Genomic DNA, 19,731 nt, shown 5'->3' with positions numbered 1-19,731 from the left:
CTCACCCGCGCGCGGTCCGCGGCAGCGGCGTGATGCCGGACGGCGCCGCTTCCTCCACCTCGGCCTGTTTGACCAGGGCGGCCATCCCGCCCACCGTCGCCTCCCTGAACAGGCTGCGCATCGGCAGCCGCACGCCCAGCTTCTTGCGGATCAGCGCGATCAGTTGGACCGCGACCAGCGAGTTGCCGCCCAGCTCGAAGAAGTCGTCCTCGACGCCGACGCGCGGCGTGCCCAGCACCTCCGACCACAGCGCCGCCAGCACGCCCTCGGTGTCGTCACGCGGCGCGACGTACCCGCCGCCGTCCTGTTCGCCGCCCTCGGCCGCACCGCCCGCGGGCAGCGCCGCCTCCAGCGTCGTCTTGGTCAGCGCGCGGACCCCGGCCACGAACTCGGCCAGCGGCGTGGCGTTGACCACCACCTGGGCGCCGACCCGGTGGCCGAGCAGGCGGCGGAACGCCTCGGCGCCCAGAGCGGGCAGGATGCCCAGCTGGGCGCCTTCCCGGTCGAGCGCGACACCGGCGGCGGCCGACCTCTCGGACACCTCCGGCCGCGCCCCGGTCTCCTCGACGCTGCGGGCCACCGAAGCGGCGTCCACGCGGCGCAACACGAACTCCGAGATCTCCACGACCGGTCGCCCGGCGTCGTCGTACAGCGTGAGGTCCACGGCGATCACCTCGCCGCCGCCCTCCCGGTGCACGGCGTGGCTCCACACCCGGGCCGGCAGCGGCGCGTGCACGGTGAGCCTGCCGTACCCGAGCGGCAGGTAGCGGTGCTCGCCCGCGGCGCTGACGAACGCGGTGGCCTCGTCCAGCAGCGCCGGATGCAGGCCGTACCGGCCGAGCTCGGCGGCGGTCTCGGGCGCGGCCTCCAGGAGGGCGAGCTCCTCGCCGGCGCCCTGGGCGACCGAGCGCAGGCTGCGCCAGCGGGGTCCGAAGGTGACCAGGCCGGAGGCGGAGGCGAACATGTCCTCCGTCCGCGTGCCGTACGAGCAGCGGGCGCGGATCGCGGCGAGGTCGGCGGGTACGGCGCCGCCGCCGGGCACCCAGGCGGCGCTGCCCCTCACGTGGGTGCGCGGGGCGGCGCCGGCCACGCTGACCACCTCGAAGTCGGCGCCGTCGCCGGTCGGGGTGAACAGGACGCGGAGTTCGGCGGAGGCGGTGACGGGCAGGGGCGCGACGAAGGCGACGTCCCGCAGCTCGGCGACGTGCTCGGGGCCGGGGCTCGGCAGCACGGCGGCGAAGGCGAACCGGGCGCATTCGAGGTAGCCGGTGCCGGGCATGACGGGGACGCCGGCGAGACGGTGCTCGTCCAGCACCCAGTGGGTGGCGGGGGACAGCCTGCCACCGCACCAGGCCGGGCGGCCGTCGCCCGGCTCGTGCAGTTCGGTGAGCAGCGGGTGCGCCAGCGGGACGGTCCGGTCGCCGCGCTGGAGCGCGCGGAAGACCTTGGGCGCCTCCACTTCGGCGGCCATGCCCACGTCCAGCCAGGCGCCCCAGTTGACCGACAGCACCCGGCCGGGCCAGGTCGCGGCGTAGGCGTCCATGAAGGCGTTGGCCGCGCAGTAGTCGACCTGGCCGAAGCCGCCCGCCACGGCGGTGACCGACGAGCAGAGCATGACGAAGTCGAGGTCGAGGTCGCCGAAGGCGGCGTGGAGGGCCCGGGTTCCGGCGATCTTCGGCGCCATGACGCGGGCAGCCTCGGCGGGGTCCTTGACCTCGGCCATGCCGCCGCCGGGCAGCCCGGCGGCGTGGATCAGGCCGTCCACGCGGCCGAAGCGCTCCAGGGCGGTGGCGCGCACCCGGCGCATCGCCTCCGGGTCGGTCACGTCGGCGGCCAGGACGAGCACCCGGGCGCCGGCGGCCTCCATGCGCGCGATGGCCTCCTGCGCACCCGGGCCGGGCGTGCCGGAGCGGCTGAGCAGGACCAGCGCGCCGCGGGTGCGGGCGGCCAGGTCCTCGGCCAGGGTGCGGCCGATGCCGCCCAGGCCGCCGGTGACGACGTAGACGCCGCCGTCGCGCAGCCCGGTCATGGGGTCGGGGGAGGGCGGCAGCTCGACGGGTTCGTGGTGAAGCGTCCAGCGGCGTCCCGAGCGCAGCACGACCGGGGTGGTGGCCTCGCCGGTCAGCTCGGCGAGGAGCGCGTCCAGGTCGCCGGGTGACTCCACGTCGATGTGGCGCACGGACAACCACGGCGCCTCCAGCGGCAGCACGTTCGCCAGGCCGATCACGGTGGCGTGCTCGGGCCTGCGGACATCGGTGCCGAGCACGTTCTGCGTGCCCTCGGTGAGCACGTCCAGCCGGACCTCGCCGTCCCGGCCGGCCTGGGCCAGCGCCTGGAACAACGCCAGCAGGGTGAAGAAGCCGTCGTCCTGGGAGGCGCCCGGGTCCAGGGCCCAGGCGTGGACGACGTGCCCGGGCGTCCCGATCTCGGCCAGGAGCCGCTCGCAGTCCTCCCGTGAGCCGGGGCGCACGGTGTAGGAGCCGCTGGCGCCGCCGTACTCCTCGCCCTTGGTGACGGCGAGCACCTCGGCGCCCGCCGCGCGCAACGCGGCCAGCAGCGGCTCGCTCGCGGGCCCGGCGAACACCAGCAGCCGGTGGCCGAGCGGGCCGGCGGAGACGGGCCGCGGGCTCTGCCGCCAGGCGGGCAGGGTGAACCACTGCTCGACCGGCAGCGCGCCGGTCCTGGGCGACCTGGGGTGGACCAGCTCGGCGTCGGCCTCGGCCGGCACCCAGTGGCGGGTGCGCTCGAAGGGGTAGGCGGGCAGCGGCACCCGGCGGCCCGGCTCGCCCGGCAGGTCCACCGGCACGCCCGCCACCCACAGGGCGCCCGCCGCCGCGTACAGCACCCGCAGGTCGGCGCCGGCGTCGGCCGGGCCGGGCAGGCTCGGCAGCGGCTTGGGCGCGCTCTTCGGGAACTGGCTTCTGACCAGGCCGGACAGCTGCCTGCCTGGGCCGCACTCGACGAGCTGCCACTCGCCCTCGGCCGCGAGCGCCGCCACGCAGTCGCCGAACCGCACGGGCTCGCGCAGGTGGCGCGCCCAGTAGGCCGGATCGACGGCCTCCTCGGGAGTGATCCAGGTGCCGCTCACGTTCGACAGGAACGGCAGCGCCGGGGCCTGTCGTCCGGTGGCGGCGACGAGCTGATGGAACTCGCCCACGATCGGGTCCATCATGGCGGAGTGGAAGGCGTGCGAGGTGCGCAGCATGGTCGACGTGACGCCCTGGCCGCCGAGCCGGTCGCGGTAGTCCTCGACCAGCTTCTCCGGCCCGGCGACCACGCAGGTGCCCGGGCCGTTGACGGTGGCGATCACCAGGCCGTCGGGCAGGCCGGGCCGTACCTCGTGCTCGTCGAGGCGGACGGCCAGCATCGAGCCGGGCGGCATGCTCTGCATCAGCCTGCCGCGGGCGGCGACCAGGCGGATCGCGTCCGGTAGGCCGAAGACGCCGGCGACGGTCGCGGCGACGTACTCGCCGATGCTGTGGCCGATCATCGCGCCGGGTTCGACGCCCCATGACTGCCACAGCCGGGCCAGCGCGTACTCTACGGTGAACAGCGCGGGCTGGGTCAGCTCGGTGCGCTGCAGCGCCTCGGCGTCGTGGGCGAGCGGGTCGAAGCCGAGCAGCCGCGCGCAGTCGTCCACGGTGTCGCGGAAGACCGCCTCCGTCCGGTACAACTCGCTGCCCATGCCCGCGTACTGGGCGCCCTGGCCGGGGAACAGCCAGGCCACGCGCGGGTTCGTGGCCACGCCCTTGACCAGGCGGCGGCCCTCGCCGAGCGCCCGGACCGCCTCCTCGCGGCTGCCTGCCACCACGACCGCGCGGTGCTTGAACACGCGGCGGCCGGCGCGCAGCGTGTGCGCGACGTCGGCCAGGTCGAGATCCTCGCCGGCCAGCCGGGCGGCCAGCCGCTCCGTCATGGCCGCGAGCGCGGACGGCGTGCGCGCCGACAGCGGCAGCACGTGGTGGCTGCGGTGCTCGCGCACGGCGGGCGGCAGCGGCGGCGCCTCCTCGACCACGATGTGCGCGTTGGTGCCGCCGATGCCGAAGGCGCTGACGCCGGCGCGGCGCGGCACGCCGTTCGACTTCCAGCTCGTCAGCTCCGCGGCCACGTGGAACGGATTGGCGCCGAAGGGGATGCCCGGGTTCGGCCGCTCGTAGTTGAGCGTGGGCGGAATCTGGCCGTGCTCGACCGCCAGGACCGTCTTGGTCAGCCCGGCGATGCCGGCGGCCGGGCCCAGGTGGCCGATGTTGGTCTTGACCGAGCCGATCGCGCACCAGCCCGCCTCCTCGGTGCCCCTGCTGAAGACACCGGACAGCGCGCTCACCTCGATCGGGTCGCCGACGGAGGTGCCGGTGCCGTGCGCCTCGACGTAGGAGATCGTGCGCGGGTCGACGCCGGCCACCGCCAGCGCGGCGGCGACCGCTCCGGCCTGTCCCTCGGCGCTGGGCGCGGAGAAGCCCGCCTTGGCGGAGCCGTCGTTGTTGACGGCGTTGCCGCGGATGACCGCGCGGACGTGGTCGCCGTCCGCGATCGCGTCGGACAGTCTCTTGAGTACGGCGACGCCGCCCCCGCCACCCCAGATCGTGCCCTGCGCCGCGGCGTCGAAGGCGCGGCAGTGGCCGTCGGGGGCGTAGATGCCGTCCTGGTGGTAGAGGTACCCCCACTCCGGGGGCAGTTCGAGGGAGGCGCCGCCGGTCAGCGCCATGTCGCACTCGCCGGCGCGCAACGCCTCGCAGGCGACGTGCACGGCCACGAGTGAGGAGGAGCAGGCGGTGTGCAGGGTCAGGCTCGGGCCGCGCAGGTCGAGCTTGTAGGAGACGAACGTGGCCAGGTAGTCGGGGTGGTTGCCCACGTGGACGGCCAGGTTGCCGGCGGAGGCGTGGATCTTGCGGTCGCGCCGGATATAGAGCCATTGGTATTCGTCGGAGCCGGTGGCGCCGTACACGCCGATGTCGCCGTCGTAGCGCGCGGGGTCGTAGCCCGCGTCCTCGAGCGCGGTGTGCGACAGCTCCAGGAAGAGGCGCTGCTGCGGGTCGCGCAGCTCGGCCTCGCGCGGGGACATGCCGAAGAAGGCGGCGTCGAGGGCGTCGTAGTCGGCGGCGATGCAGGCGGCCGGGACGAAGTGCGGATCGTCCAGCAGGTAGCCGGGCACGCCGAGCGCGGCCTGTTCCTCCCGGCTGTAGAAACGCACCGATTCCACGCCGTCCACGAGGTTGCGCCAAAACTCCGGCACATCCGCCGCGCCGGGCAGCCGGCAGGCCAGCCCGATGACCGCGATGGGCTCGACCGTCGGTTCTGTCATGTCTCACTCTTTCCTTGGGAGCCATTCCTTGTGGGCCGGATCCGGGCGCGGCTTGCGGCGATCCGCCGGGCGGCGCGATCGGGACCGGAGGCGGGGCTGTGGCCGTCGAGGTGGGCGGCCAGCGAGCGGACGGTGGGGAAGCGGAAGAGCTCGACGATCGCCACCTCGCGGCCGAGCGGGCCGTTCAGGCGGGCCTGCACCTCGGCGGTGGCCAGCGAGTGGCCGCCGAGGTCGAAGAAGTTCTCGTCCAGCGCGATGTGCGGCAGGCCGAGCACCTCGCGCCAGATGCCGGCGACCAGGCGTTCCGTGCGGCCCGCCGGTTCCTGCCCCCGCGCGGGCGCGGGCCTGGCCTTCGGCGCGGGCAGCGCGGCCCGGTCGACCTTCCCGTTCGCGGTGAGCGGCAGCGCGGGCAGCAGGATCACCTCGGCGGGCACGGCCGCCTCGGGCAGCCGGGCGCGCAGGTGGCCGAGCAGCTCGCCCGGATGCGTCCCCGGCCCGTCCGGCACGGCGTAGCCGCGCAGCACCTGCCCGGCCGCCAGCGCGGCGGCGGCGGCCTTGACGCGCGGGTGCTCGGCCAGCACGCGCTCGATCTCACCGAGCTCGATCCGGTGCCCGCGCACCTTGACCTGCCCGTCCTGCCGCCCGGCCAGGACGACGTTCCCGTCCGGGTCGTACCGGCCCAGGTCGCCGGTGCGGTAGCGGCCTATGCCGTCCGGGCCGGTCGCGAAGCGGTGCGCGGGGTCCTCGTGGAGGTACCCCTGGGCCAGCCGCCTGCTCCGGACGACCACCTCGCCCAGCTCGCCGACCGCCGCGGGGCTGCCGTCCCGGGTCAGGACGAGCAGTTCCGCGCCGTCCACGCCGCGGCCGACGGGGACGTCACCGGCTCCCTCCTCGTCCCCCAGCTCGTACACCGCCTGAAGCTGCGGCGTCTCGGTGGTGCCGTACCCGTTGACCAGCCGGGCGGCGGGGGCGATCGCCCGCATTCTGGCCGCGTCCGCCCAGGTGAGGCGGTCGCCGCCGAAGACGACCAGCCGCAGGTCGGGCAGGGGTTGCCCGGCTGCGGCCAGCAACTGGGCGAACTGCGGGGTCAGGTGGGCGACGGTGATCGCCTGCTCGCGCAGCCAGCGGGCCAGCCGGGCCGGGTCCCGGATCGCCTCCTGCTCCGGAACGTGCAGGCTCGCGCCGAGCACCAGGGGTACGAAGGCGTCGCGCAGCAGCGGGTCGTGGGCCAGCCCGGCCAGCAGGGCGAACCGGTCGTCGCCGGTGAGGCCGAAGGCCGCCGGGTACCAGTCGAGGAAGCGGGCCAGGGGGAGTTCGGTCGCGTACACGGGTTTGGGCAGGCCGGTCGTGCCCGAGGTGAAGGAGAGGTAGCCGCGTGCCGCGTCCTTGGGTAAACGCGCCGCACCCACGCGGGGCGGGTGCGCCGGTCGCCCGGGGACCACGCGGGGCGGGTGCGCCGGTTCCCCGGGGACCACGCGGGGCAGCTTCGCCAGTTCCCCGGGGATCGTTCCGCCCGGGCAGCAGAGCAGCGCCCCGGCCCCCACCGCCGCCGCCTGCGCGGCCAGCCGGGCGGCGGGCAGCGCCGGGTCGAGCACGGCCCAGCGCGCTCCGCCGGCGAGCACGCCCAGCAGCAGCGCGGGCAGCTCGGGGCACCGGGTGGCGAGCACGGCGACGACCTCCCCGCCGGTGACGCGCCCGGCGGTGGCGTCGGCCAGCGCGATCACGTCGGCGTAGGTGAGCGTGCCGCCCGCGCCGGTGACCGCCGTCCGCTTCGGGTGCTCGGCCGCGCGCTTCCTGACGCGCTCGGCCACGCCGTCGCCCGCCCATCCGGCCGGCTCGCCCCGGCCGTCGGGCAGCCGAGGATCCGGTACGGCCGGCCGCAACGCAGCCCGGTCCACCGGGGCCTCTGGGTCGCCGAGCACCTGGCCGAGCAGGCGGACATACCCCGCCAGCAGCGCCTCGATCCGCTCGGCCCGATACAGCCGGGGGTTGTAGACGGCCTGGAGGACGTAGTCCCCGTCGCGCTCGCCCACGTACAACGTGAGGTCGAACAGCGAGCCGGGCAACCCGGCGGCCAGGGGCGTGGTCCGCACCCCCGGCAGGTCCAGCCGCGGCTCGGTGAAGTCGTACATGTTGAACAGGACCTGGACGAGCGGGTTGCGCGCCAGGTCCCGGCCCGCGCCCAGCCGTTCGACGACCCGCTCCAGCCGCACGTCCAGGTGGGCCATGGCCGCGCTCAGCGCCTCGCGGCACCGGGCGACCTGCTCGGCGAAGGAGGCGGCGCCGGACACCGCCAGCCGTACCGGGAGGACCTGGACCAGGCACCCCACCAGCGGGCCGAACGCGGGGTGGCGGCGGTCGGCGACGGGCGTGCCGACCACGAGGTCGTCCGCGCCCGACAGCCGCGCCAGCACGTGCGCGAAGGCCGTGAGCATGACCGCGTACGGCGTGGCCCCCAGCTTGGCGGCCAGCTCGCGCACCGCCGCGCCCACCGGCGCCTCGGCGTGGACGGCCGCGCCCTCGAAGGTCTGCACCGGCGGCCGGGGACGGTCCTCGGGGAGATCGAGCCTGCCGGAGGCGCCCTCGAGCCGTTCCGCCCACCACTCCAGCGTCTGGGGCCGGCTCTCCAGCCAGGCGGCGTAGCCGGAGAAGCCGGTCGGCAGCGGCGGCAGGGGCTCGCCCCGGTAGGCGCGGGACAGGTCGTCGTACAGGAGTCGCTGGGAGGCGCCGTCGAAGACGACGTGGTGGGCGGTGATCGCCAGGACGTGCTCCCGGTCGCCGAGGCGCAGCAGCCGGGCCCGCCACAACGGGCCTCTGGCCAGGTCGAAGGCCCGTCGCGCCTCGGCGCTCAGCCAGGCGGCGGCGTCCGTGCCCGGCCGGGCGTCCACCGGCGCCTCGCCGGGCAGGGCGTCCACGGGCAGCGGCACCTCGCCCGGCGGGTCCACGCTCACCCGGGGCACCCCGCCGTCCTCGGCGATGCGCCAGCGCAGGATCTCGTGCCGGCGCGCCACCGCCGTCAGCGCGGAGCGCAGGGCGGCGAGGTCGAGGGGGCCGGTCAGCCACTGGGCCATCGTGATGTTGTGCACCGGGGTGCCCGGCGCCAGCCGTTCCACGAACCACATGCGGCGTTGCACGGCGGTCAGGGCCGGGGCGGCGTCTGCGGGCGGGGCGGCGTCGTCGGCCGCGGCGGCACGTTCCACGCGCGCGGCCAGCCCTTCGAGCGTCCGTCCCGCCAGCACGTCCTCGACGGTGACCTCGCGGCCCAGCTCGGCGCGGATCGCGGCGACCAGGCGCATGGCCGGCAGCGAGTGCCCGCCGCAGGCGTAGAAGTCGGCGTCCAGGCCGGGAGCGCCGGAGCCGAAGACCCGCGCCCACACGCCGGCGACGGCCCGTTCGACGGCGGTGCGCGGGGGACGGGCCGGCGCGGCGGCCGGGTGTTCCCCGGTCAGCGCGTGCAGGGCGGCCAGGTCCACCTTCCCGGCGACCGTCATCGGCAGGATCGGCAGGCGCACCACCCGGACGGGGATCATGTAGCCGGGCAGCCGCGTCAGGCAGTGCGCGCGGACTTCGGCCAGGCCGGGGGCGGTTTCCGGGGCGAGGTAGGCGACCAGGCTGGCCTTGCTCGACGGCACGTCCACGACGGCGTGGCCCACGCCGGGGTGGGCGCGCAGCACGGTCTCGATCTCGCCGAGTTCGACCCGCTGGCCCTGGACCTTGACCTGGCGGTCCACCCGGCCCAGGAACCCGATGCGGCCGTCGGGCTCGACCAGCACCCGGTCGCCGGTGCGGTACAGGCGGGCGCCGGGCGGGCCGTGCGGGTCGGGGACGAACCGTTCGGCGGTCAGGCCGGGACGGCCGAGGTAGCCGCGGGCGAGCTGCGGCCCGCCGATGTACAACTCGCCCGGCACTCCCGGCGGGCAGGGGGCGAGGTGCTCGTCCAGGACGCGGGCGGCGGACCCGGCCAGCGCGTGGCCGATGGGCAGCGGACGGTCCCAGGTGCCGGTCAGCTCGGTTCCGACCACGCAGACGGTGGTTTCGGTCGGGCCGTACCAGTTGTGGAAGCGGCGCGATCCGGTGCGCCAGCGGGCGACCTGCTCCGGCCCGGCCGGTTCGCCGGCGGTGACCACGTCGCGCAGGCTGAGCAGCCGGTCGGGGTCCAGCAGGGGGAGCAGCGCGGGCGGGATGGTGCCCCAGGTGACCTGGTGGTGTTCGAGGAAGCGCTGGAGGCGGCCGGGGTCGGTGCGGTCCTCGTCCGGGACGAACATGACCGCGCCGCCCCTGGCCAGCGGCGCGAAGACGTCGAGGACCGAGACGTCGAAGCCGAGCGCGGCGAACCCGATGGCGCGGCAGCCCGCGTCGAGCCCGAAGTGCCGTCCGGCCATGGTGACGAAGGAGACCGCGGCCGCGTGGCTGACCACCACGCCCTTGGGCCGGCCGGTCGAGCCCGAGGTGTACAGGACGTAGGCGGCGCCGGCCGGATCGACGCGGACCGGCTCCCGCCCTGAGGGCCCGCCGTGGAGGGGCAGCAGGCGCGCCCCGGCGCCGGCCAGCAGGCTCATCCCTTCCGCGTCGGCCAGCACGGTGCGGATGCCGGCGTCGGCCAGCACCTCCAGCAGGCGGGCGCGGGGGTGCGCGGGGTCCAGCGGCACGTACGCGGCGCCCGCCGCCATGACGCCCAGCGCGGCGGCCGGCAGGTCGGGGGTACGGCGGGCGCAGATCCCCACCCGGTCCCCGGGCTCGCTGCCGCGCAGGCCGCCGGCGACGCGGGTGACGGCCTCGCGCAGGTGGCGGTAGGTGAGCGTGCGGTCCCACTGCCGGATCGCGAGGGCGTCGGGGGTGCGGTCCGCCTGGTCGAGGACCAGCTCGTGGAGAAGGGCGGGGGGTGGGGGGAACGCCACGTTCAAGGGGTTCACCAGGCATTCACTAGAGTCCGGATAAATCCTTATAGCGAAGGACATAATTCCAAGTCAACGCTAGTTTCGGACATATAAAAATATGGAAATGGTGTGGCGGAAAATAGTGATTGTCAGACTGCCGATGAGTGTGTATGAATCTCGTTTAATGTCGCGTTCACCCAGAAAGCGAGGCAGCAGTGACGTCCTCGGCGGGGCTGTCCTCAGACGGATCTCAGCTGTCCGGCACCAAGCGGGCCCTGCTGGAGCAACGCCTGCGCCGCCGGTCGGCGGGCAGGCAGGCCGGCATCCCGCGCCGTGACCCGGGCGCCGAGATCCCCCTGACCTTCGCCCAAGAAGGTCTGTGGTTCATGGAGCAGTTCGCTCCCGGCACGGCCGCTTACACCGTCCCCCTGGTTCTGCGCCTGCGCGGGGATCTCGACGCCGAACGGCTTCACCGGGCGCTGCGAAGAGTCGTGGCCAGGCACGAGATCTTGCGGACCCGCTATTCCGCCGACGCCGAGGGGCGCCCCCGCGTCGAGGTGTCCGAAAGTGGACACCTCGAATTGCCCGTCATTCCGGCCGAAGGCGAGGAACACGCCCGCGAGCTCCTGAGCGCCGAGCTGGCCCGCCCCTTCTCCATCGCCACCGATCCGCCCATCCGCGCCATGCTCGTCCGGCTGGCCGCCGACCACCACATCCTGCTGGTGACGCTGCACCACATCGCCGGCGACGGATGGTCACTGGAGATCCTGGCCGGCGAGCTGCGCACGATCTACGCCGGCGACGAGCCGCCGGAGCTGGCCGTGCAGTTCGGCGACTTCGCCCTCTGGCAGCGCAGCCGCCCGGCCGACGAGGCCGACCTGGCGTACTGGCGCGAGCGGCTGGCCGGTGTGCCGCCCCTCGACCTGCCCGTCGAGGGCCGGCGCCCGGCCGTGGTCACCTTCGAGGGCGCCTCCCACGCGTTCCGGCTCGGCCCGGACCTCCTGGCCGCCGCCAACCGCCTGGCCAGGGAGCACGACGCCACGCTGTACATGGTCGTCCTCGCCGTCTACCAGGTGCTGCTCAGCCGCCACACCGGGCAGACCGACTTCGCCGTCGGCACCCCGGTCGGCGGGCGGCCGCGCAGCGAGCTCGAACCCCTCATCGGCATGTTCGTCAACATGATGGCGATGCGCGCCGACCTGGACGGCGACCCCACCGTCACCGACCTGCTCGCCCGGGTCAGGGAGAGCACGCTGGCCGCCTTCGCCCACCAGCGCCTGCCGTTCGAGCAGCTCATCGGGGAGCTCGGGCCGGCCAGAGACGTCTCGCGCACCGCCGTCTTCCAGGCCGCGCTCACCCTGCAGAGCTATGACGAGGCGAGCTTCGCCTGGCCGGGGCTGGTGGCCGAGCCGTACCCCCTGGCCGCCAGGGCGGCGCCCTTCGAGCTGGAGCTGTTCCTCACCGAACGGGGCGACGGGCTCGACGCGTACTTCGTCTACAACCGGGACCTGCTGGCCCAGGAGACGGTCGAGGAACTGGGCGCGCGGTTCGAGAACCTACTGCGCGCCGCCGTCGCCGGGCCGCAGGTCCGGGTGTCCGGCCTGGAGATGCTGAGCCCGGAGGAACACCGGCGCATCCTGGCCCTGGCCGAGGGGCCGCGTGAGCCGTACCCGGGCGAGAAGACGCTGGGGGAGCTGTTCGAGGAGCAGGCCGCCCGCACGCCCGGCGCGACCGCCCTGGAGTACCGCCGGCAGCGCCTCACCTACGCCGAGCTGGAGCGGCGCTCGGGCCTGCTGGCCCGGCGATTACGCGAGCTGGGCGCGGGACCCGGCGTCAGGGTCGCGGTCGGCATGGAACGTTCGCTCGAGCTGGTCGTGAGCCTGCTGGCCGTGGTCAGGGCCGGAGCCGCCTACGTGCCCCTGGACCCCGACTACCCGCAGGATCGCCTGGACTTCATGCTGGAGGACGCGCAGGCCGCGATCCTGCTGCCGCAGGAGACCGTGCGCGAGAAGCGCCAGGCGCCGGACGTCCCGCTCACGGCGGAGCACCCGGCCTACATGATCTACACCTCCGGCTCGACCGGCCGGCCCAAAGGCGTGCCCAACAGCCACGCCGCCATCGTCAACCGCCTGGACTGGATGCAGCGCCGCTTCGGGCTGACCGGCGCCGACGCGGTCATGCAGAAGACGCCCGCGGGCTTCGACGTGTCGGTCTGGGAGTTCTTCTGGCCGCTCATCACCGGCGCCCGCCTGGTGGTGGCCGAGGCCGACGGTCACCGGGACACCGTCTACCTGCGCGACCTCGTCATCGGCAGCGGCGTGACGACCCTGCACTTCGTGCCCTCCATGCTCGCCGCCTTCCTGGAGGAGGAGGGCATCGAGCGCTGCGTTTCGCTGAAGCGGGTCATCTGCAGCGGGGAGGAACTGCCGCCTTCCGTGGCCGCCCGGTTCTTCGACCGCCTGCCGTACGCGGAACTGCACAACCTCTACGGCCCCACCGAGGCCGCCGTGGACGTGACCGCCTGGCGCTGCGCGCCGGGCGAGAGCCGGATCCCGATCGGGCATCCGGTGCAGAACACGCGGATCCACATCCTCGACGGGCACCTGCGGCCGGTGCCGTTCGGGGTGCCCGGCGAGCTGCACATCGGCGGCGTCCAGGTCGCGCTCGGCTACCACGACCGGCCCGCGCTGACCGCCGAACGGTTCGTGGCCGACCCCTACGGCCCGCCCGGCTCGCGGCTCTACCGCACCGGCGACCTGGCCCGGCTGCGGCGGGACGGCGCGGTGGAGTTCCTCGGGCGCATGGACAACCAGGTCAAGATCCGCGGCCAGCGGGTCGAGCTCGGCGAGATCGAGGCGGTGCTGCGCGAGCGGCCGCAGGTGCGCGAGGCGCTGGTCGTCGCCGACGCGGAAGGGCTGGTGGCCTACGTCGTCACCGACGTCCCCGGCCTCGACTTCCGCGCCGCGCTGAAGCAGACCCTGCCCGACCACATGGTGCCCACGGCGTACGTGACGCTGGACGCGCTGCCCCTCAGCCCCAACGGCAAGGTGGACCGCGCCGCGCTGCCCGCCCCCACCCGGGCCGGCGGGGGCGGGGCGCCGCCGAGCACGCCCGCCGAGCTGGCCGTCGCCGGGATCTGGAGCGAGCTGCTCGGCGTGCCGGACATCCGGGCCGACGACGACTTCTTCGAGCTGGGCGGGCACTCGCTGGTGGCCATCCAGGCGGTGGCCCGGCTGCGCAAGCTGCTCGCGCCGGTCGAAGGACGGTCGGTGGGCGTCATGGACCTGTTCCGGCACTCGACCGTGCGCGCGCTGGCCGAGCTCATCGAAGGGCCCGCCCCGGCCGAGGACCGGCCGCGCGAGCTGCTGCACCGCCTCACGCGCTCGGCCGCCACGCCCGCGCTCACCCTCGTCTGCTTCCCGTACGGCGGGGGCAGCGCCCTGGTCTACCAGCCGCTGGCCGACGCGCTGCCGGAGGAGTGCGCGTTGTACTCCATGGCCTTCCCCGGCCACGACCCCGGACGCCCCGACGAGCCGGTGATGCCGCTGGAGGAGGTCATCGACCAGTGCGTGGGCGAGATCCTCGACCGGATCGACGGCCCGATCGCCCTCTACGGCCACTGCGGCATCGGCGGCGCCGTCACCGCCGAGGTCGCCAGACGGCTGGAAGCACAGGGCCGCGAACTGCGGGCCGTCTACATCGGCGCCATCTTCCCCTTCACCCGTCCGGAAGGCCGCGTCGCCGGGCCCCTGGGCAGGCTGCTGCGCACCGACCGGCTGCGCGGCGACCGCACCTACGAGAACCGCATGAAGGCCATGGGCAACGACATCTCCGGCCTGGACGAGGAACAGGTCAGGTTCATGGTCCGCAACCAGCGCCGGGACACGCTGATCGCGGAGGAGTCGTTCACCCGCATGCTGGCCGAGCGGTCCGAGCCCCTGCGCGCCCCGGTCATCGCGGTCGTCGGCGAGCAGGACCCGGCCACCGACTACTACCGTGAGCGCTACCGGGAATGGCACTTCCTGTCGCCCGCCACCGCGCTGGTCATCCTCGACGAGGCCGGGCACTACTACCTGAAGTACCGCGCCGACGACCTCGCCCAGATCCTCACCAACACCCACATCGCGATGGAGTACGGCTCGGCCGACGCGCTGAGCCGCCCCGCCAGAGGACCGTCCGCCGGCTGGTGGATCGAGGAGACCTCGTCAGCGGCCATGCCGTCGACGGGCGCGCCCCCGCCGAGCATGCGGCGCTTCCTGACCGTCTCGGCCGCCCAGCTCGTCTCCATGGTCGGCACCGCGGTCACCGACTTCGCGATCCCGATCTGGGTGTACACCACGACCGGCTCCCTGCTGAACTTCGCCCTGCTGGTCGCCCTGGCGATCATGCCGGGCGTGCTGGCCGCCCCGCTGATCGGCGCCGTCGTCGACCGCTCGGGCAAACGCCGGATGATGATCGTCGGCAACGGCCTGGCCGGCGGCGTCCAGCTGATCTTCGGCGCGCTGCTGTGGACCGGCAACCTGGCCACCTGGCACATCTATCCGCTCGTCGCCGCGCTTTCGGTCATGCTCGTCTTCCAGCGCCTCGCCTACTCGACGGCGCTGCCGCAACTCGTGCCCAAGCGCTACCTCGGGCACGCGGCCGGCGTCGTGCAGATGCTCATCGGCACCTCCCAGTTCGCCGCCCCGCTGCTGGCCGTCGCGCTCCTGGCCGGCGTCGGGCTGGGCGGTATCCTGGTGATCGACCTGGCCAGCTTCGGCGTCGTCCTGGCCGTGCTGGCGCTCATCCGCTTCCCCGCGACCCTGGGACTGGAACGGCGCGAGACGCTGGCCGCCGAGATCGCCGGCGGGTTCCGCATGTCGCTCGGCAACCGGCACCTGCGGGCCGCGCTGCTCTACTTCGCCGTGCTGAACGTCATGCTGGCCGCGGTCCTGATGTCGATCTCGCCGCTGGTGCTGTCCTTCGCCGACCTCGGCACCGCCGGGCGCGTCTCCGTCGCCGGCGGCCTCGGCGCCACGCTCGGCGGCATGATCGTCGCCCTGTGGGGCGGGCCGCGGCGGCGCCGCATGCGCGCCGTGCTGCTGGGCACGCTGCTGCTCAGCCTGTTCGCCGTCGTCACCGGCTTGCACGCCTCGCCGCTGGTGGTCGGGCTGGGCGCGTTCGGGCTGTGGTGCAGCCTGTCCGTGGTCAACGGCGTCTTCATGACGATCATCCACGTGAAGGTGCCGCAACGCTTCCACGGCCGGGTCATGGCGTTCAACCAGATGATCTCCTGGTCCACGCTGCCGGTCGGCATGGCCGTCGTGGCGCCGCTCGGCGAGCGGCTGCTGGAGCCGCTGCTCATGCCGGGAGGCACGCTGGCGTCCAGCGTCGGCGCGGTCATCGGGGTGGGGCCGGGCCGCGGGATCGCGTTCATGTACGTCCTGCTCGGCGTCGGCATCGCCGTCCACGCGCTGGTGTCCATGCGGCTGCCGGTGCTGGCCACCTTCGACCGCGACGTGCCCGAGGCCGACCCCGACGACCTCGTCGGCGCCCAGGCGCTGCGGGCCCGCGCGGGCAACACCGTCAGCCTCGCCTGGAGCGCACCCGCCTTCGCCAAGGCGCTGACCATGCCGCTGAGCGCCGCCAAGGCCGCCGAACTGCTGGGGGAGCCTGTCGAGCAGGTGCTGCTGCGCACCGGTGGCGAGATCAGCGCGGTCTACGAGGTCGCCACGGCAAGCCGTACCGTGATCTTCAAGCTCTATCCGGGGATGTTCACCGACCGGATGCGCAAGGAGGAGCGGGTCTACTCGCTGCTGGGCCGTACCGGGGCGGTGGCGCCCCGCGTGGTCCTGGCCGACGACTCCAAACGGGCGCTGCCGCAGGCGTACCTGGTCATGACGAAGATCCCCGGCCGGCCGTTGTCACAGGTCTCGGCCTCGCTCGACCCAGCCGCCATTGAGCGGATTTATCGGGACATGGGGCGCTTGCTGCGTGCCATCCACGGCGTGGAACTCACCACGTTCGGGCCTTTGGACGGCCTGCCGGAGCTCAGCAACTCCCGCTACCTCGGGGGCGAGTTCGCGCTCAAGGTCACCCGGTTCGCCGAATTCGGCGGCGACCCGGACCTGCACGCGGCGCTGGCCGCCCGGGTGGAGGCCGGCCGCCACCTGCTGGCCCGCTGCACCACCCCCGTCCTGCTGCACCACGACTTCCACGAGCGCAACGTCATGGTCGAGGAACGCGCCGGGCGATGGGAGCTGACCGGCGTCATCGACGTCGAGAACGCCCTCGCCGGTGACCCCCTCATGGACCTGGCCCGCACCGACTACTTCGCCGTCCGCGACGACCCCGTCCGCCGCCGCGCCCTCCTGGAGGGGTACGGCACGCTGCCCGCGGACTCGGCCGAGCGGCTGGCCTTCTACCGGCTCTACCACGCGCTCGACCAATGGCACTGGCTGGCCACGATCGGCGAGGTCAGCGCGCTGGAGCCGATCACCCGGGAGATCCGCGCATGTCTGTGACAGAAGACGCCTTCCCCGCCTCCTCCGCGCAGGAACGCGTCTGGTTCCTCTCCACGCTGCAGCCCGGCCTGCCGCTGTACAACATCGCCGCCGTCTCCCGGCTGGAGCGGCTCGGCGATCGCATCGTCCCGGAGCTGCTGGAGCAGGCCCTCGGGCTCGTCGCCGACCGGCACGAGCCGCTGCGCACCCGCTTCGAGCTGCGCGATGAGAAGGTCATGCAGCTCGTCGCCCCCTCGGTGCCGGTACGACTGGCCTACACGGACCTCTCGTCATCGGATGCCCTGGATTCCCTGGCCGCCGCGGATGCCGCCGAGCCGTTCGCCCTCGACCGCGCCCCACTCTGGCGGGCCAGGCTGGTGAAGCTCCCCGGCGGCCAGTGGCGGCTCGTGGTCGTCTTCCACCACGCCGTCTACGACGCCTGGTCAGCGACGATCTTCGCCGACGACCTGGCCGAGGCGTATCTCGCGCTCCGCGAGCACCGCACGCCCGCCCTGCCCAAACTCCGCGTGCAGTACGCCGACTACGCCGTCTGGCAGCGCGCGCAGCCCTTCGCGGCCGACCTGGAGTACTGGGGCGAACGGCTGGCCGGATCCGTCCCCCTGGAGGTGCCCCCCGACCGTCCCCGCCCCGCCGAACTCGGCTATCGCGGCGCCAACCACCCCTTCACCGTCCCGGCCTCCCTCACCGGCCGGGTCACCGCCCTGGCCAAACAGTCCGGCGCCACCCCCTTCATGGTGCTGCTCACCGCCTTCGCCGCCCTGCTCGCCCGCTGGAGCGGCCGGTACGACGTGGTCATCGGCTCACCCGTCGCCGGGCGCGAACAACCCGAGCTCAACCCGCTCATCGGCATGTTCGTCAACACCCTGCCGCTCCGCGCCGACCTGGCCGGCGACCCCACCTTCGCCGAGGCCCTGGACCGGGTGCGCACCACCGTCCTGGAGGCGCTCGAACACCAGGACGTCCCCTTCGCCCGCATCGTCGGCGCCCTGAACCCGCCCCGCGACCCCGCCCGCACCCCGCTCTACCAGGTCGCCTTCAACCAGCTCCCCTTCGACGCCCGCGGCCAGATCGGCACCGGCACCGCCAAGACCGACCTCACCCTGGAACTCCAGAACTCGCAGGGGGACATGAGCGGCTGGCTCGAATACAGCACCGACCTCTACGACCCCGCCACGATCACCCGGCTGGCGGAAGGCTACCTGGCCCTGCTCGACGCCGCCACCGCCGACCCCCTGCTCCCCTTGTCCGCCCTGCCGCTCATGCCGGACTCGCGGGTGGCGGAGGTGGCCGGCTCCTGGCACGGGCCACGCCGGCCGTACCCCTCTCGCCCCCTGCACGCCCTCGTGGCGGATCGCGCGGCCGAGCACCCGGACGCGCCCGCCGTGATCGTCCCCCACGAGGACCGCACCCTGACCTACGGCGAACTCGACGCCCACGCCGCGGCCCTGGCCCAGACACTCATCACCGCCGGCATCGAGGTGGAGACCCCGGTGGCCGTCTGCCTCCCGCCCGGCGCCGACCTGGTGATCGCCCTGCTGGCCGTGCTGAAGGCCGGGGCCTGCTACGTCCCCCTCGACCCGCGCTACCCGGCGGACCGCCTGCGCTTCATGCTCGACGACTCCGGCGCGGCCCTCACCCTCACCACCCCCGGCCTGGCCGAACGCCTCCCCGGCGTCCCCGTGATGACGGACCTGGCGGGGACGCGCCCGGCGGCGCTGCCCGACGTCAGCCTCGACCACCTCGCCTACGTGATCTACACCTCCGGCTCCACCGGCGTGCCCAAAGGCGTCATGGTCCCGCACCGCGGCGTGGTCAACCTCGTAGAAAGCCTCGCCTTCCCCGCGAGCGAGCGCGTGCTGCTGCTGACCCCGCTCTCCTTCGACATCGCCGCCCTCGAACTCTTCGGCCCGCTGCTCCGGGGCGGGGCCGTCGTGATCGCCCCGCCGTACGGCCGAGTCGCCCCGATCCTGGCCGGCGTCACCACCATCCAGGCCCCGCCGTCCGTCCTGGCCGAGATGTACGACGACCTGCCGGAAGGCATCCCCAGAATCCTGAGCGGCGGCGAACCCCTGAGCCTCCCCTTCGCCCGCCGCCTGCTGACGAAAACCACTGAACTCCACAACATGTACGGCCCCACCGAAACCACCATCTGGTCCCTCACCCACCGCATCCATGCCTCGGACGCCATCTCCATAGGCCGCCCGGTGGCCAACACCACCGCCTACGTCCTGGGCCCCTCCCTGGACCCCGTCCCGCCCGGGGTGGCCGGCGAACTGTACCTGGGCGGCGACGCCCTGGCCCGCGGCTACCACCGCCGCCCCGCCCTGACCGCCGCCCGCTTCGTCCCCGACCCCTTCGGTACGGCAGGCGGCCGCCTCTACCGCACCGGCGACCTGGTCCGCCGCGCCCAGGACGGCACCCTGGAATTCCTCGGCCGCGCGGACGACCAGGTGAAGGTCCGCGGCGTCCGCATAGAACTCGGCGAAGTGGAAGCCGCCCTGGCCACCCATCCCCACGTCACCCGCGCCGCCGCCGCCGTCCGCGACGACGCCCCCGGCGGCCGCGCCCTGGTCGCGTACGTAGACGACCAGGCCCCCTTACCCGACCTCCGCGCCTACCTCCAGGACCGCCTGCCGTCCACGATGGTCCCCAGCCACTACATCGCCGTCGCCGCCTTCCCGAAGCTCCCCAACGGCAAACTCGACCGCGCAGCCCTCCCCGCCCCCCAGACCACCCTCCCCACCACCACGCCCACGGCCCCGCAAACCGCAGCACAGGAACTGGTCCACGACATCTGGGCCGACGTCCTGGGCCGGACCGGGTTCGGCGTGGACGACGACTTCTTCGACCTCGGAGGCCATTCGATGCTGGGGACCCGGGTCGTGGCCAGAATCTGCTCGGAGGTGGAGATCGAACTCCCCCTCAACACCCTGTTCCTGACCCGCACCGTCCGCCGCCTGGCCACCGCGGTGGAAGCCCATCTTGCGGCCGAGATCGACCAACTGTCCGAGGAGGAGGCAGCGGCCCTGATGGAGGAGTGAGGCTGTTG

At 74.1% G+C, this 19,731-nt stretch carries 4 protein-coding genes; 2 read left to right on the top strand and 2 right to left on the bottom strand.

Annotated features, from left to right (window positions below; translation table 11 throughout):
- Position 1: 1 nt before the first annotated feature.
- Both FVE25_RS34800 and FVE25_RS34795 read right to left on the bottom strand, forming a co-directional pair.
- On the bottom strand, positions 2-5,302 hold the full coding sequence (locus FVE25_RS34800) for a type I polyketide synthase (RefSeq protein ID WP_157251389.1): 5,301 nt from the start codon (positions 5,300-5,302) through the stop codon (positions 2-4).
- The gene (locus FVE25_RS34795) at positions 5,299-10,215 is read right to left on the bottom strand and encodes a non-ribosomal peptide synthetase (protein ID WP_246267858.1); all 4,917 of its coding nucleotides are present in this window, start codon (positions 10,213-10,215) and stop codon (positions 5,299-5,301) included. The genes FVE25_RS34800 and FVE25_RS34795 overlap by 4 nt, the downstream gene beginning before the upstream one ends.
- Before the next feature lie 179 nt (positions 10,216-10,394).
- On the opposite strand from FVE25_RS34795, the gene FVE25_RS34790 reads away from it, so the two are divergent.
- Complete coding sequence (locus FVE25_RS34790; RefSeq protein ID WP_157251387.1) at positions 10,395-16,682, top strand: non-ribosomal peptide synthetase; 6,288 nt, start codon at positions 10,395-10,397, stop codon at positions 16,680-16,682.
- Positions 16,673-19,723, top strand: a complete 3,051-nt coding sequence (locus FVE25_RS34785; RefSeq protein WP_181019800.1) for a non-ribosomal peptide synthetase — start codon at positions 16,673-16,675, stop codon at positions 19,721-19,723. Before FVE25_RS34790 ends, FVE25_RS34785 begins: the two co-directional genes overlap by 10 nt.
- The last annotated feature ends 8 nt before the right edge of the window (positions 19,724-19,731 follow it).

It is taken from the genome of Nonomuraea typhae, from assembly GCF_009760925.1.
Taxonomy (GTDB): Bacteria; Actinomycetota; Actinomycetes; order Streptosporangiales; family Streptosporangiaceae; genus Nonomuraea; species Nonomuraea typhae.
Note: the sequence above shows the minus strand (reverse complement) of the source record. Positions and strands in the feature narration are given on the sequence as shown.